At 67.5% G+C, this 13143-nt stretch carries 11 protein-coding genes; 5 read left to right on the top strand and 6 right to left on the bottom strand.

Annotated features, from left to right (window positions below; all coding sequences use genetic code 11):
- The first annotated feature begins 31 nt into the window (after positions 1–31).
- Complete coding sequence (locus tag N5C91_RS02015; RefSeq protein WP_205337798.1) at positions 32–625, top strand: cupin domain-containing protein; 594 nt, start codon at positions 32–34, stop codon at positions 623–625.
- A 280-nt stretch (positions 626–905) separates the two neighbouring features.
- Here N5C91_RS02015 and waaA read toward each other — a convergent pair whose 3' ends face one another.
- Positions 906–2177: a lipid IV(A) 3-deoxy-D-manno-octulosonic acid transferase gene (gene waaA, locus N5C91_RS02010; protein WP_279827444.1), complete on the bottom strand. Its 1272-nt coding sequence runs from the start codon at positions 2175–2177 to the stop codon at positions 906–908.
- 237 nt (positions 2178–2414) lie between these two features.
- Positions 2415–3299: a LysR family transcriptional regulator gene (locus N5C91_RS02005; protein ID WP_279827442.1), complete on the bottom strand. Its 885-nt coding sequence runs from the start codon at positions 3297–3299 to the stop codon at positions 2415–2417.
- 142 nt (positions 3300–3441) lie between these two features.
- Between N5C91_RS02005 and N5C91_RS02000 the strand changes: the two genes are divergently transcribed.
- The 4 genes from N5C91_RS02000 to N5C91_RS01985 all read left to right on the top strand — a co-directional run bounded on the left by N5C91_RS02000 (position 3442) and on the right by N5C91_RS01985 (position 7225).
- The gene (locus tag N5C91_RS02000; protein ID WP_279827440.1) at positions 3442–3774 is read left to right on the top strand and encodes a multidrug efflux SMR transporter; all 333 of its coding nucleotides are present in this window, start codon (positions 3442–3444) and stop codon (positions 3772–3774) included.
- Positions 3775–4008: 234 nt separating this feature from the next.
- Positions 4009–5184, top strand: a complete 1176-nt coding sequence (locus tag N5C91_RS01995) for an FAD-dependent oxidoreductase (protein ID WP_279827437.1) — start codon at positions 4009–4011, stop codon at positions 5182–5184.
- Complete coding sequence (locus tag N5C91_RS01990) at positions 5181–5984, top strand: aldo/keto reductase (protein WP_236171258.1); 804 nt, start codon at positions 5181–5183, stop codon at positions 5982–5984. Before N5C91_RS01995 ends, N5C91_RS01990 begins: the two co-directional genes overlap by 4 nt.
- 329 nt (positions 5985–6313) lie before the next feature.
- The gene (locus N5C91_RS01985; RefSeq protein ID WP_236199060.1) at positions 6314–7225 is read left to right on the top strand and encodes a metal ABC transporter ATPase; all 912 of its coding nucleotides are present in this window, start codon (positions 6314–6316) and stop codon (positions 7223–7225) included.
- A 137-nt stretch (positions 7226–7362) separates the two neighbouring features.
- Here N5C91_RS01985 and N5C91_RS01980 read toward each other — a convergent pair whose 3' ends face one another.
- The 4 genes from N5C91_RS01980 to N5C91_RS01965 all read right to left on the bottom strand — a co-directional run bounded on the left by N5C91_RS01980 (position 7363) and on the right by N5C91_RS01965 (position 13033).
- Positions 7363–8568: an acyl-CoA dehydrogenase family protein gene (locus N5C91_RS01980; protein WP_279827433.1), complete on the bottom strand. Its 1206-nt coding sequence runs from the start codon at positions 8566–8568 to the stop codon at positions 7363–7365.
- Positions 8569–8578: 10 nt separating this feature from the next.
- On the bottom strand, positions 8579–9862 hold the full coding sequence (locus N5C91_RS01975) for an acyl-CoA dehydrogenase family protein (RefSeq protein ID WP_279827431.1): 1284 nt from the start codon (positions 9860–9862) through the stop codon (positions 8579–8581).
- A gap of 246 nt (positions 9863–10108) precedes the next feature.
- A complete protein-coding gene (hldE, locus tag N5C91_RS01970; protein WP_054906316.1) occupies positions 10109–11533 on the bottom strand; it encodes a bifunctional D-glycero-beta-D-manno-heptose-7-phosphate kinase/D-glycero-beta-D-manno-heptose 1-phosphate adenylyltransferase HldE in 1425 nt (474 codons plus the stop codon).
- A gap of 87 nt (positions 11534–11620) precedes the next feature.
- Positions 11621–13033 carry a PIG-L family deacetylase gene (locus N5C91_RS01965; RefSeq protein ID WP_279827425.1) on the bottom strand — a complete coding sequence of 471 codons (1413 nt, stop codon included), beginning with the start codon at positions 13031–13033 and terminating at the stop codon, positions 11621–11623.
- Positions 13034–13143: the final 110 nt, after the last annotated feature.

The raw sequence follows: 13143 nt of genomic DNA, 5'->3' as shown, positions 1-13143 counted from the left end.
GCCTGTAGCCTTTCACTCCCGGACCCTTCGCATGAGCCGCAAAGCCCCGCAGGAAGCACCCGCCAACGCCGAAGCGCAGTTCCTCGGCACCCGCATCCGCGGCCTGCGCAAGCGGCGCGGCATGACTCTGGCGGAACTGGCCGAACAGAGCGGACTGACCGCCGGCTACATCAGCCAGCTGGAACGCAACCTCGCCTACCCGTCGATCCCGGCACTGTTCAACATCGCCCGCAGCCTGGGTGTGACCATCCAGTGGTTCTTCGCCAGCGAAGTGCAGGTCGACCCGGCCGACGCCGGCTACGTGGTGCGGCGCAACGCTCGCACCAGCGTGCATTACGAGGACGGCATCGTCGACGAACTGCTCAGCCCGCAGCCCAGCCGCCAGCTGGAAATCCTCCACTCGAAATTTCCGCCCGGCACCTACAGCCAGCAGAGCTACAGCCACGAGGGCGAGGAAGCCGGTTATTTGCTCAGCGGCACGTTCGAGCTATGGGTGGGCGAACGTTATTTCCTGCTCAATGAGGGCGACAGCTTCAGCTATTCCAGCCAGGAGCCGCACCGTTATGGCAATCCGGGTGACGTGGACGCCGTGGTGCTGTGGGTGATTACCCCGCCGACGTTCTGAAGTTTCGGGGCTTTTCGTAGGAGCGAGCTTGCTCGCGAACCTGCCTGATGCTGTTGCTGCCGAAAGAGCGTTCGCGAGCAAGCTCGCTCCTACAGTCGAGGTCCCGGGAAACTCTGGAGCCTCTCCCCTCACCCCAGCCCTCTCCCTGAGGGAGAGGGGGCAGGTCGGCAGGCAACCTGTCGGCGAGGCGTTTAAAACTGCTGTCTCCGGCTGACTCAGCGTGCCACCTGGCACCGAGCGGTCCCCTCTCCCTCCGGGAGAGGGTCAGCGCCAATGCCAATCAGCCCTTGATCAACCTGCCGAGGCCATCCAGCAAGCGCGCCAACGCGCCCTGGTTGGCCTTCATCACCCCCAACCCAGCCTCGGCCATGCGCTCGGCGCTGGCCGGTTCATCCCACAAGGCGGCCACGGCCACCGCCAGCGACGGCGCGTCGGCCACTTCGCGCAGTGCGCCGACCTCGCGCAGTTGTGCAGCGATTTCCAGGAAGTTGAACAGGTGCGGGCCGGACAGCACCGGCTTGCCCAGCGCCGCCGGCTCCAGCAGGTTGTGGCCGCCATTGGGCACCAGGCTGCCACCGACGAAGGCGACGTCGGCCAGCGCGTAGAGGAACAGCAGTTCGCCCATGGTGTCGCCCAGCAGGACCTGGGTGTCCGCTGTGACCAGCTCCCCGGTGGAGCGGCGCTGGGTATGGAAGCCTTCACGCTGGCACAACTCGAACATCGGGCCGAAGCGCTCCGGGTGACGTGGCACCAGGATCAGCAGCGCCTCCGGATGCTTTTCCAGCAGTTGGCGGTGCGCCGCGAGGACGATCTCGTCTTCGCCGGCGTGGGTGCTGGCAGCGATCCAGATCGGCCGCTGCTGTGCTTGCCATTGGCTGCGCAGGTCAGCGGCTCGGACCAGCAGTTCAGGGTCGATGGTCAGGTCGAACTTGATCGAACCGGTCACGCTCACGCAGTCCGGGCGCGCGCCGAGCTGGCGGAAGCGCTCGGCTTCGGCCTCGGTCTGCACGGCGATCCAGCTCATCTCTTCGAGCATCGGCCGGGTCAGCCCGGCGAAGCGCGCGTAGCCGCGCGCCGAACGTTCGGACAGCCGTGCGTTGGCCAGCGCCACCGGAATGCCGCGCTTGGCGCACTGGTGGATGTGGTTGGGCCACAGCTCGGTTTCCATGATCACGCCCAGCACCGGCCGCGCGCGGTCGAGGAAGCGCGCCGCCGCCCAGGGCAGGTCGTACGGCAGGTAGCAGTGCTGCACCTGGTCGCCGAACAGTGCGCGGATGCGCTCGGAGCCGGTGGGCGTCATGCAGGTGACACTGATCGGCAGGCCGGGATGGCGTTGCATCAGCGCGCGGATCATCGGCGCGGCGGCGATGCTCTCGCCCACCGACACCGCGTGCACCCAGATGCCGCCGGGCTTGAGCGCCGGCAGGCCGAGGGCGAAGCGCTCGCCGACGCGCTGGGCATAGGCCGGGGCCTTGCGCGAACGCAGGAACAGGCGCAGCGCGACCAGCGGCAGGCCCAGGTGGAACAGCAGGGTATAGAGGGTCCGGTTCATGGCGGCGGAGAGTAGCAAATTACCCGCCCGGCCCGCTGCAATTGGCGCATGAGGTGGGAGGCACGTAGGAACGGACTTCGTCCGCGATCGGCCACCGGCGCGTGGGGAAATCATCGCGGACAGAGTCCGCTCCTACGGAAGCTGCTCAGTCGTAGGGCGTATAACGCGCCAGCGTTATCCGCCGAGCAAGAGCCGGCGGATAACCTGTTCCAGGTTATTCGCCCTACGAAAATCTCGTCAGACCGGCGCGGCGAGATGCTCCGCGAAGCAGTCGCCCAACCAGTTCGCCGCCGGCCCCAGCGGCTCGTCGCGGCGCCAGACCAGCTCCACCACCAGCGGCGGCGGCGTCCAGTCGCTGGCCAGTTCGACCAGCAGCGGCTGGTAGGCCGGGTACTGCGCCACGTGGGTCGGCAACCAGGCCCAGCCGAGGTCGCGCATCAGCAGTTCGGCCATGGCGTAGAAGCTGTCGGCGCGCCAGACCAGCGGGCTGATCTGCTCGCCGCCGGGGTAATGGCTGTCCTGCGGGGCCATCAGCAACTGGCGATGCCGCGCCAGCTCGCGGCGGTCGGCATAGTCGAGCTTCGCCAGCTCATGCCCGGCGCCGCACACGGTGACCATCTCGATGGTGCCCAGGCGCTGCCGCTCGAGTTCCTCCGGCATGCCCTCGTGATGGAACAGCAAGCCCAGGTCCGCACGGCGCTCCAGCAGCTTGCGCGCCACGTCGCCCTGGGCGCTGCTGGAGAGCTGCACCTCCACGCTGGGGAATTCCTGCGCCAGCGCTTCCAGGCCCGAGAGCACCGGTTGGTAGGGCATCGCCTCGTCCTGGGCCAGGCGCAACAGCGGCTCGGTGCCGCAGACCAGCGAGCGGGCGCGGCTCTCCAGGCGCTCGCACTGGCGCAACACTTCCCGTGCCTCATCCAGCAGCGCGCGCCCTTCGGCGGTCAGCACCGGCTGGCGGCCACTGCTGCGTTCGAACAGGGTCACGCCCAGGTCGCTTTCCAGCAGGGCGATGGACGAACTCACCGCCGACTGCACGCGCTGCAGCTGGCGCGCCGCTGCCGAGAAGGAAGACTGGTCGGCGACACTGACGAAGAGACGCAACTGGTCCAGGTTCCACTGCATGACTTGCCTCCATCACCTATCTCAAAAGCAGATAGGTAATGACTTTATCCCATCGCCGGGAAGACTAGAATGCCCGGCAGAATCGAACGTCAGCAGCGTGTCGCTCATACCGAGCGGCGTGTCGTTCCGGGGAGCACCCACCATGCCCGGCTATTTCTACCTCGCCATCGCCATCGTCGCCGAAGTCGTCGCCACCGCTTCGCTGAAGTCGGTCAAAGGCCTTTCCACGCCCCTGCCGCTGATCCTGGTCATCGTCGGCTACGCCATTTCCTTCTGGATGCTCACCCTGGTGGTGCGCAGCATTCCCGTGGGCATCGCCTACGCCATCTGGGCCGGCCTGGGCATCGTACTGGTCAGCGTTGCCGCGCTGTTCCTCTACCAGCAGAAACTCGACACCGCCGCGGTACTGGGAATGTGCATGATCGTCAGCGGCGTGGTGGTCATCCAGTTGTTCTCCCGCACCGCGGGTCATTAAAGAGGGTGAGTAGCTAACGGCCAGCCCTGAAGAGCCCCTCACCCTAACCCTGGCTGCGCGCCCCGCTCCTCAAGCGGGAGAGGGGACCGTTCGACACGAAGTGAAACCTCGGTATCAGCCGGCACAGACGGCTCCCCCTCCCTTTGGGAGAGGGCTGGGGTGAGGGCAACGACGGCTGGTTGCGGCCTACAAGGGTTATACTGCGCGCTTCGTTTTTCCCTTCGAGGCGCTTTCATGTCCGAATCCCTGAGCACCGACATCCTCATCGTCGGCGGCGGCATCGCCGGTCTCTGGCTCAACGCCCGCCTGCGTCGCGCCGGCTTTTCCACCGTGCTGGTGGAGAACACCGCGCTGGGCGGCGTGCAGAGCATGCGCTCGCAGGGGATCATCCATGGCGGCACCAAGTACGCGCTGCACGGCGCGCTGACCGGCGCCTCGGAAGCCATCGCCGACATGCCCGCGCTGTGGCGCGACTGCCTGGCCGGCACCGGCGAAGTGGACCTGCGCGGCGTGCGCGTGCTCTCCGACGCTCACTACCTGTGGTCCCCGGGCGGTCTGGCCGGCAACCTCACCAGCTTCTTCGCCAGCAAGGCGGTGCGCAGCCGCGTCGCCCAGGTAAAAGGTGCGGACCTGCCGCCAGCCCTGCAGGACAAAGCCTTCAAGGGCAAGGCCTACCGCCTCACCGAACTGGTGCTGGACGTTCCCAGCCTGGTGGCGCGCCTCGCCGAACTGGCCGGTGACGGCCTGCTCGCCGGCGAACGCATCGAAGCCCTGCGCGAAGGCGACAAGCTGGTCGGCCTGCGCGTCGACGGCCGCGAGATCCGTGCCCAGCGCGTGGTGCTCAGCGCCGGCGCCGGCAACGAAGCCTTGCTGCGCGAACTGGGCCTGGAACGCCCGGAGATGCAGCGCCGCCCGCTGCACATGGTGCTGCTCACCGCGCCGACCCTGAAGCCGCTCTACGCCCACTGCCTGGGTGGCGGGCCGAAACCCCGCGTCACCGTCACCACTCACCCGCTGAGCAATGGCGACTGGGTCTGGTACCTGGGCGGCGAGATTGCCGAAGCCGGCGGCGTGGCGCGCAACGAGGCCGAGCAGATCGCCGAGGCGCAGCGCGAACTGCACAAGCTGGTGCCCTGGATCGACCTCTCCGCCGCGCGCTGGGCCACCCTGCGCGTGGACCGCGCCGAACCCTCGCAGAACAACCTGCTGCGCCCGGACAGCGCCTTCCTCGCCGAGAACGGCGCGCTGCTGGTCGGCTGGCCGACCAAACTGGCGCTGGCGCCGAACTTCGCCGACCGCGTGCTGGAGTCCCTGGATAAAGCCGGAGTTCGCCCACAGGCCGCGGCGGCCCTGCCCGCACTGCCACGCCCCGCCATGGCCCGCCCGGTCTGGGAGGAACTGTTCGGATGAAGACTCTGCACCACCTGCACCGCCCGCTGGGCAGCACCGGCCTGAACGTCTCGCCGCTGGGCCTGGGCACCGTGAAGCTGGGCCGCGACCAGGGCGTGAAATATCCCGCCGGCTTCCGCATCCCCGATGACCGAGAAGCCGCCGACCTGATCGCCCTGGCCCGCGACCTGGGCATCAACCTGATCGACACCGCGCCGGCCTATGGCCACAGCGAGGAACGCCTCGGCCCGCTGCTGCGCGGCCAGCGCGACCAGTGGGTGATAGTCAGCAAGACTGGCGAGGAGTTCGACGGCGGACTCTCGCACTTCGACTTCAGCGCCGCCCACACGCGCCGCTCCGTCGAGCGCAGTCTCCGGCGTCTGGAGACCGACTACATCGACCTGGTACTGGTGCATTCCGACGGCAACGACCTGGACATCCTGCGCGGCACCGAGGTCTACGCAACCCTGGAGCGCCTGAAGGACGAAGGGCTGATCCGCGGCTTCGGCTTCTCCGGCAAGACCGCCGACGGCGGGCTGCTGGCCCTGGAGCGCGGCGATTGCGCCATGGTCACCTACAACCTCAACGAGCAGGCGGAAAAGCCGGTGATCGACCACGCCCAGGCCCATGGCCGCGGCATCCTGATCAAGAAGGCCCTGGCCAGCGGCCACGCGGCCCTCGCACCCGGCGTCGACCCGGTGCGCGCCAGCTTCGAGCTGGTGCTCGGCCATCCGGGAGTGGCCAGCGCCATCGTCGGCACCATCAATCCGCTGCATCTGGCGCACAACGTCAGCATCGCCGCCGAGGTGCTCGACCACTGATCGGCAGACGCCGTACGGTCATGTGGATTGCGTATTCCTGTGCCATGCTGCAACTCCCCCGGCGAAAACCGTGGGCATAGAAACTGTCGCCAGCCGGTGATTCCCCTGCAAAAATCTCGGAATCACCAAGCCTTTCAGGGAAAAATCCGGAAATCTTTTTGATTTTCGATGACACCAGGATCGGTGTCAGGCTGTCTAGGTTGTAGCGACCCCGTAAAGAACGATCGGCCGGTCCGTCTCCAGCAGACGGTCAGCGTTGGCGTCGGCGTCGCCTTTGAAAAGGACGCGCCCGGCGCAACCCGGCGCCCTGTACGAGAAGGAACCCCCACATGCCCCGTACGCTCGCCCGCAAGGACCCGACCGCCTTCAAGACCCTGCCGCTGCTGGTGGAAGCCAGCCCGGAAGGGCTCGCCTACCAGACCCTCGGCAAGCCCCTGAACTTCGCCCAGGTGCTGGAAAAGCGCCGCCCCATCGAGATCCATGAAACCGAACGCTTTACCACCGAACTGGCCAATCTCGGCGTTTCGGTGCGCCTGACCCTGAATTACCAGGGCCGCGACCACTGGATTCTGGTGCGCCAGCGCCGCCTGGATCGTGGTGACACCGTACTCAAGCTGATTTCCGGCTATGTGCCGGCCCACGAACTGAACCTGCCGCTGCTCACCGCGATCCAGGAAGTCGCCGAGGAATGCCTGGTGGAGACCGCCGATGGCTGGCTCGGCGGGCGCTTCGGCGACACCTGGCTGCCGACGCCCTACGAGGGCATCCTGCGCTACCGCGAAACCAGCCACTTCTCGCTGACCCCGCTGTCCGGCGCCTCGCGCCCAGTGCAGGCCGGCGCGCTGCGCCTGCTGGAGCGTCCGCAAGCCTACGTGCACCTGCCGACTGCCTCCTTGCAACTGGTCTATGACCTGCGCATGGAACTGCCCAAGGATGCCCGTGAAGTCAGCCTGTTCCATGTCGACGAGAAACTCGAAAGCGGCCCACTGGTGGCGCGCCTGGATCGCCGGCGCCCGGACATCTACCTGCTGCCGCTGGAACATGGGCAGCCGACCGGCGAGCTGTTCACCCTGAGCAAGGGCGAACTGTGCAAGGCGAGCACTCGCGGCGTCTGGCTGTCGGAGAGTTTCGCCGAGCAGGATGGCTGGCTGGTGCGCGAAGAACGCATCCGCTTCCGCGAATGGATGGAGCAGTGGCCGCCCGCCGCCGGCAATGCCGGTAGCGGGCGGCGCACGGCCTGAGGCCGTAACCTGATTCGCCCTGCCCGACGGTAGGGCGGAATCTGTAGGAGCGAGCTTGCTCGCGAACGGTGCACACCGGCCAAGCAGTCGTTGGGTCGGTTCGCGAGCAAGCTCGCTCCTACGAAAAGCGCTCCGCCTTACTTCAGCTGGCTGGAGCTCTTGCCCAGCAGGCGCCGCGCGACGATCAGCAACTGGATCTGTTGGGTACCCTCGAAGATGTCGAGAATCTTCGAATCCCGCGCCCATTTCTCCAGCAACTCTTCTTCCCCATAACCCAGCGCTCCCGCCAGCTCGACGCATTTCAGCGTCACCTCGTTGGCTACTCGCCCGGCCTTGGCCTTGGCGATGGAGGCCTCCTTGGAGTTGGGCAGGCGGTTATCGGCCATCCACGCCGCCTTCAGGGTCAGCAGGCGCGCCGCTTCCCATTCGGCCTCAAGCCGGTACAACGTGGCCTCGGCGTGGCTGGCAGTAAGCAGTGACTGGCGATAGTCGAAGCGGCAGCCGGCCTTCTTCAGCAGCTCGCGGGTTCGGTCCAGCGAGGCCTTGGCCACGCCGATGGCCATGGCTGCCACCAGCGGGCGGGTGTTGTCGAAGGTTTCCATCACCCCGGCGAAACCCTTCTGCACATCGATCTCGGCGTTGCCCAGCAGGTTGGCCGCCGGTACGCGGCAATCGCTGAAGCTGATGGAGGCGGTGTCCGAGGCCTTGATACCGAGCTTCTTCTCCAGCCGAGTGACGGTCATGCCCGGCGTGCCCTTCTCCACCACGAAGGACTTGATCGCCGCACGCCCCAGGTTCTTGTCCAGGGTCGCCCAGACCACCACCGCATCGGCGCGGGCGCCCGAGGTGACGAAGATCTTCTCGCCGTTGAGCAGGTAGTGATCGCCATCGCGGGTAGCGCTGGTGCGGATCGCCGCCGAGTCCGAGCCACAGCCCGGCTCGGTGATGGCCATGGCCGCCCAGGTACCGGAGAAGCGCTTGAGCTGCTCCTCGTTGGCCACCGCGGCGATGGCGGCGTTGCCCAGGCCCTGGCGCGGCATGGCCAGCAACAGGCCGGTGTCGCCCCAGCACATTTCCATCACGCCCAGGCAGGCGGACAGGTTGCCGCCATTCTTCACGCCCTCCTCCGCGCCGGCCTTGCGCTTGCTCGCCGAGGTGGCGCCGACCGCGTCCGGCGAGCCGGCGTTCATGCCGTCCAAAAGCGCGGCGAGCAGGTCCAGTTCCTTGGGATAGGCGTGCTCGGCCTTGTCGTACTTGCGGGAAATCGGTCGCAGGTAGTTCTCGGCGACCTGACGGGCCTGGTTCTGCAAGGTGCGGAATTTCTTCGGTGTCTCGAGGTACATGCAAGGCTCCTTACAGGTGCAGGCCGCCAGCCATCAGGCTGACCGCGCGCAGGTCGCGGTACCAGCGCTCGGCCGGGTGTTCCTGGGTGAAACCATGGCCGCCGAGCAGTTGCACCGCGTCGGTACCGATCTTCATCGCCTTCTCGGCACAGAGCAGCTTCGCCAGGTAGGCCTCGCGGTGGAACGCCTGGCCCCGCTCGGCCAGCGCGCAGGCGCGCCAGACCATCAGGCGCATGGCGTCCAGCTCCACGGCAATGTCCGCGACCATGAAGGCCACGCCCTGGCGATGGCTGATCGGCTCACCGAAAGCCTCGCGCTCGTTGCAGTAGGTGATCACGTAGTCGAGCGCGGCCTGGCCAGTGCCCACGGCGAGCGCGCACCAGGCCAGCGCGGCGTAGTCGAGGAAGGCTTGATAGTCGAAGCGTTCCGCCGCCAAGCGCTGCTCGGCTGGCACTTTCACGCTCTTGAAGCGTATCCGCGCGGTGCCGGTGGCTTTCAGGCCCATCGCCGGCTCTGCGCGCACCTCGACGCCCTTGGCGCGGGTATCGATGAGGAACAGCGCCGGGCCATCGCCGGCATCCGCTGCGACGATCAGTTTCTGCGCGTCCACGCCACGCACCACCAGGCATTTCTCCCCAGTCAGCGTGTAGCTCGCCCCGCGCTTGCGCGCCTTGGTGGACAGGCGCTGCGGATCAGCCAGCAGCTGCGGTTCATTCACCGCAATGGCGATCAGCGGCGCTGCCTCTTCGGCGACGAAGGCCGGCAGCCAGCGCGCCTGCTGTTCCGGCGAGGCCCAGCGGCGAATGCAGTTGGCCGCCGACAGTGGTACCAGCAGCGCAGCGGCCAGACTCAGGTCGCCGCGGGCAAGGGCTTCAGCGATCAGCGCATTGCTCACCACGGTACGCTCGCCGGCCATGCCACCGTGCACTTCACTGACGCCGTAGTGGGTCAGCCCCAGTTCCTGCGCCTGGGCCAGCAGCTCCAGGCTCAGGCTGGCCTTGGCGTCGGCCTCATGGGCGGCCGGGCGCAGCACTTCGGCGGCGAAGCCTTCGAGCATCTCCACGAGCATCTGTTGCTCATCGGACAGCGACAGGTCGAACAGCCCGTCCGGGTCGGCCTTGCGTGGGGTCTTGGGCTGCTTGGCGGCGCGCTCGCTGGCCAGCCGGAAGCCGGTGCGGCTGCCGCTGTAGAGCAGTCTTTCGAAAGGCTTGCGCAGCTTGAATCGGTCAGGCCAGTCGGCCTGGGCGACACGGTTCAGCACGGCCAGGGCGCGGCCCTGCACGTCGGTGGTCATGGCATCTCGCTCCGCGGAGGGTGGATGCCCCGATCATGCGCCGGGAAATGGCGGGGGAACCATGACCGCTTTGCCGTTGGTCGCTGGCAGAGCGGTCAGTGGGGGTATGCGGGGTTACCTGGGGTGATGGGAGTCTGTAGGAGCGAGCTTGCTCGCGAATGGCCCCGCAGCGGGGTTTGTTCGCGAGCAAGCTCGCTCCTACAAAAGGCGCTCCCTGCAGGAGCGGCCCAGGCAAGCGAAAGCAGATCAGCCCTGGTGGCGAATCTTCTCGACGATGGCGGTGGTGGAACTGTTTTCCACCAGGCCCAGCACGCGGACTTCGCCGCCGTATGCCTTGACGATGTCGGCGCCGACCACTTGCTCGACACCGTAGTCGCCACCTTTCACCAGCACGTCCGGACGGACTTCGCTGAGCAGCCGCTCGGGGGTGTCTTCGCCGAAGCTGACGACCCAATCCACCGCGCCGAGGCCGGCGAGTACGGCCATGCGGCGGTCGACACTGTTGATCGGGCGGCCCGGGCCTTTCAGGCGGGTGACCGAGCCATCGTCGTTGACCCCGACGATCAGGCGGTCACCCTGGGCGCGCGCCTGCTCCAGGTAGGTCACATGGCCGGCATGGAGGATATCGAAGCAGCCGTTGGTGAAGACGATCTTCTCGCCGTGGGCGCGGGCGTCCTCGATGGCCAGCAGCAGCTGGTCGAGGCTCAGTACGCCACGCTCGGAGCCCTGCTCGCGCTGCACGGCGCGGCGCAGTTCCGGGGCGCTGATGGCAGCGGTGCCGAGCTTGCCGACGACGATGCCGGCGGCCAGGTTGGCCAGGGCCACGGCTTGCGGCAGGTCCTCACCGGCGGCGATAGCGCCGGCCAGAGTGGAAATCACCGTGTCGCCGGCGCCGGTGACGTCGAACACTTCGCGCGCGCGGGCCGGCAGGTGCAGGGCACTGTGGCCGGGGCGCAGCAGGGTCATGCCGTGTTCGCCACGGGTGACCAGCAGCGCACCGAGTTCCAGCTCGGTCATCAGTTGCTGGCCCTTGGCGACCAGGTCGGCCTCGTCGGTGCAGCGACCGACGATGGCTTCGAACTCGGAGAGGTTCGGGGTGATCAGGCTGGCGCCACGGTAGATGGCGAAGTCCTTGCCCTTGGGGTCGGCCAGCACCGGGATACCGCGCTGGCGAGCGGCCTGGATCAGCGCCTGGTGGTTCTTCAGCGCGCCCTTGCCGTAGTCGGAGAGCACCAGCACGCGGACCTGGTCGAGCAGCGCCTCGACATCGGCGGACAGCGCCACGGCGTCGGTGCGGAAAGCTTCCTCGAAGTCCACGCGCAGCAGTTGCTGGTGACGGCTCATGACCCGCAGCTTGACGATGGTCGGCTGCCCGGCGATGCGCTGGAAGCGGGTGGTCACGCCCACCGCCTGCAGGCTGTCGCTCAGGCTGTCGGCGGCTTCGTCGACGCCGGTGACGCCGACCAGGAAGGCCGGGGCTCCGAGGGCGGCGAGGTTCAGCGCGACGTTGGCGGCGCCACCGGGGCGGTCCTCATGCTGCTCGACCCGCACCACGGGCACCGGCGCCTCGGGCGAGATGCGCGAGGTCGCGCCGTGCCAGTAGCGGTCGAGCATCACGTCGCCGACTACTAGAACGGGGGCCTGGTCGAAACGGGGCATGGTCAATTTCATGGGAACTCCGCAGGTCGAAATCGCCGCGGATAATACCATAGCCGCCCGCTGCGACTTGCGCCGGACACCGGGCGGTCACGGCAATCTCTATGGGACTTTGCGCACCCAGAACAACTCGTGGCGACGCACCGCCTTGCGGAAGAACTCGTCGTCGCCGGTGACCGGCCATTGGCGCCCGGCGAGCACGCGCTGAATCAACCGGCGCAGGCGCTTCTTGCCGGTCAGCGGGGTCTGCAGGTCGTGTTGCAGGGCCAGGGCCTGGGCCTTGTCGATGCGCGCCGCGGGATCCAGCACCGGGCTCCACAGCGGGTCGGCCGGCAATGCCTCGATACAGGGTGGCAGGGCGATGCCGCCGTCCGCCGGGCCCATCGGCCAGCGGTCGTTGTCGTGCAGGTGGTTGGCGTAGAGCAGCAGGGTCTGCGGCTTCCAGCTGCTGCGGCCGATCGCCTCCAGCGTCGCGCGGGTGGCGTGCACGTGGTCGGCGTGAGGGTCCAGCTCCGGGTGCGCGGTGAGGATCACTTCCGGGCGGATGTGCTCGATGAGCGTGGTCAGGTCAGCCACCAGGTTGAGCCAGGTCGGCGCGCCGTCGCTGTCACCCGGCAGGGGGAACGGATTGAAGCCGCGCACGCTGCGGATGTCGGTCTCGCCGGACTCTTTCGAGCCGAACGCCTGGCTCGGCTCGGCCGCCATGGCCGGCAGTTGCAGGCAGTAGTAGCCCAGCTGCACGCAACGCTCGGCCGGCACGCCACCCCAGAGCGGAGCGGCAATGCTGTCCCAAGTCCGCAGGCGGCCTTTCAGGCGCGCCGCAGCGGCCTTGTCCAGACCCAGGCGCTGGTAGTGCTCGGCCTCGATCTCGCCCTGGGTCAAGGTAACGATCCAGGCCTCCGGGCAGCGGCTGTACTGGCCAAAGGCGGCCAGTTCGGCATCGTCCGCGTGGGGCGCGATGATCAACAGGCGCTTCTGTGCGTAGTCCGGATTATGGAAGGCATGCAGCACACCGTGCTGCGCCAGCCGGCAATGGCGGCCGCGAATGCGCAGATGTCCGGCGCGCAGCGCTTCGCCCTGGCCGGAGAGGTTGAGGTAGCGCTTGCCGCTGACGCCGCGCTCGAAGTCCTGACGATCGACCTCGACGCCCTCGATCAGCACCTGCGGGTCAAGCCAGCGGCCGAGCAGCGAGGCCTTCACCTCGATCTCCAGCACCAGCGTTTCCTCGTTCTCCGGCAACGCGCCGGTGGCTACGTGCAGGCCGTGCGAGCCAAGGGACACCGGCAGGGCGACGGAGCCCTCGGGGAAGTCGTAGCGGTAGTCATCGCGCGGCGAATAGAACAGGTGGTCGGCAAACCAGGCTTCATGGGCGAGCCAGCCGAGAAACACGGCCAGCGGCACGCTCCACCAGGGCGCGAAGATGCCCAGCAGGATCAGCGCCAGCAAGGCGACGAGCAGGACCGCGCGCTTCTTGCGGCGGTGCTGTTTGAGCAGTTGCTGCTTGCGGGCGCTCATGATCGTTCTCCGTTAAAACCAATCGCGGACGAAGTTCGCTCCCGCAATCAGGTAAGGGCGTTGCAGGTGGGCTGTAGGAGCGAGCTTGCTCGCGAACCCAACTCTGCGGC

The sequence above is a fragment of the Pseudomonas sp. GD03903 genome, assembly GCF_029840045.1.
Classification (GTDB): domain Bacteria; phylum Pseudomonadota; class Gammaproteobacteria; order Pseudomonadales; family Pseudomonadaceae; genus Pseudomonas; species Pseudomonas pseudonitroreducens.
Note: the sequence above shows the minus strand (reverse complement) of the source record. Positions and strands in the feature narration are given on the sequence as shown.

Bases quoted from the DNA above. Each gene is read 5' to 3' on its own strand.
- N5C91_RS01980 (WP_279827433.1), bottom strand. From the start codon at position 8,568: ATGTACCTCGAGACACCGAAGAAATTCCGCACCTTGCAGAACCAGGCC.
- N5C91_RS02015 (WP_205337798.1), top strand. From the start codon at position 32: ATGAGCCGCAAAGCCCCGCAGGAAGCACCCGCCAACGCCGAAGCGCAG.
- N5C91_RS01965 (WP_279827425.1), bottom strand. From the start codon at position 13,033: ATGAGCGCCCGCAAGCAGCAACTGCTCAAACAGCACCGCCGCAAGAAG.
- N5C91_RS01990 (WP_236171258.1), top strand. From the start codon at position 5,181: ATGAAGACTCTGCACCACCTGCACCGCCCGCTGGGCAGCACCGGCCTG.
- N5C91_RS02000 (WP_279827440.1), top strand. From the start codon at position 3,442: ATGCCCGGCTATTTCTACCTCGCCATCGCCATCGTCGCCGAAGTCGTC.
- N5C91_RS01985 (WP_236199060.1), top strand. From the start codon at position 6,314: ATGCCCCGTACGCTCGCCCGCAAGGACCCGACCGCCTTCAAGACCCTG.
- hldE (WP_054906316.1), bottom strand. From the start codon at position 11,533: ATGAAATTGACCATGCCCCGTTTCGACCAGGCCCCCGTTCTAGTAGTC.
- N5C91_RS01975 (WP_279827431.1), bottom strand. From the start codon at position 9,862: ATGACCACCGACGTGCAGGGCCGCGCCCTGGCCGTGCTGAACCGTGTC.
- N5C91_RS02005 (WP_279827442.1), bottom strand. From the start codon at position 3,299: ATGCAGTGGAACCTGGACCAGTTGCGTCTCTTCGTCAGTGTCGCCGAC.
- waaA (WP_279827444.1), bottom strand. From the start codon at position 2,177: ATGAACCGGACCCTCTATACCCTGCTGTTCCACCTGGGCCTGCCGCTG.
- N5C91_RS01995 (WP_279827437.1), top strand. From the start codon at position 4,009: ATGTCCGAATCCCTGAGCACCGACATCCTCATCGTCGGCGGCGGCATC.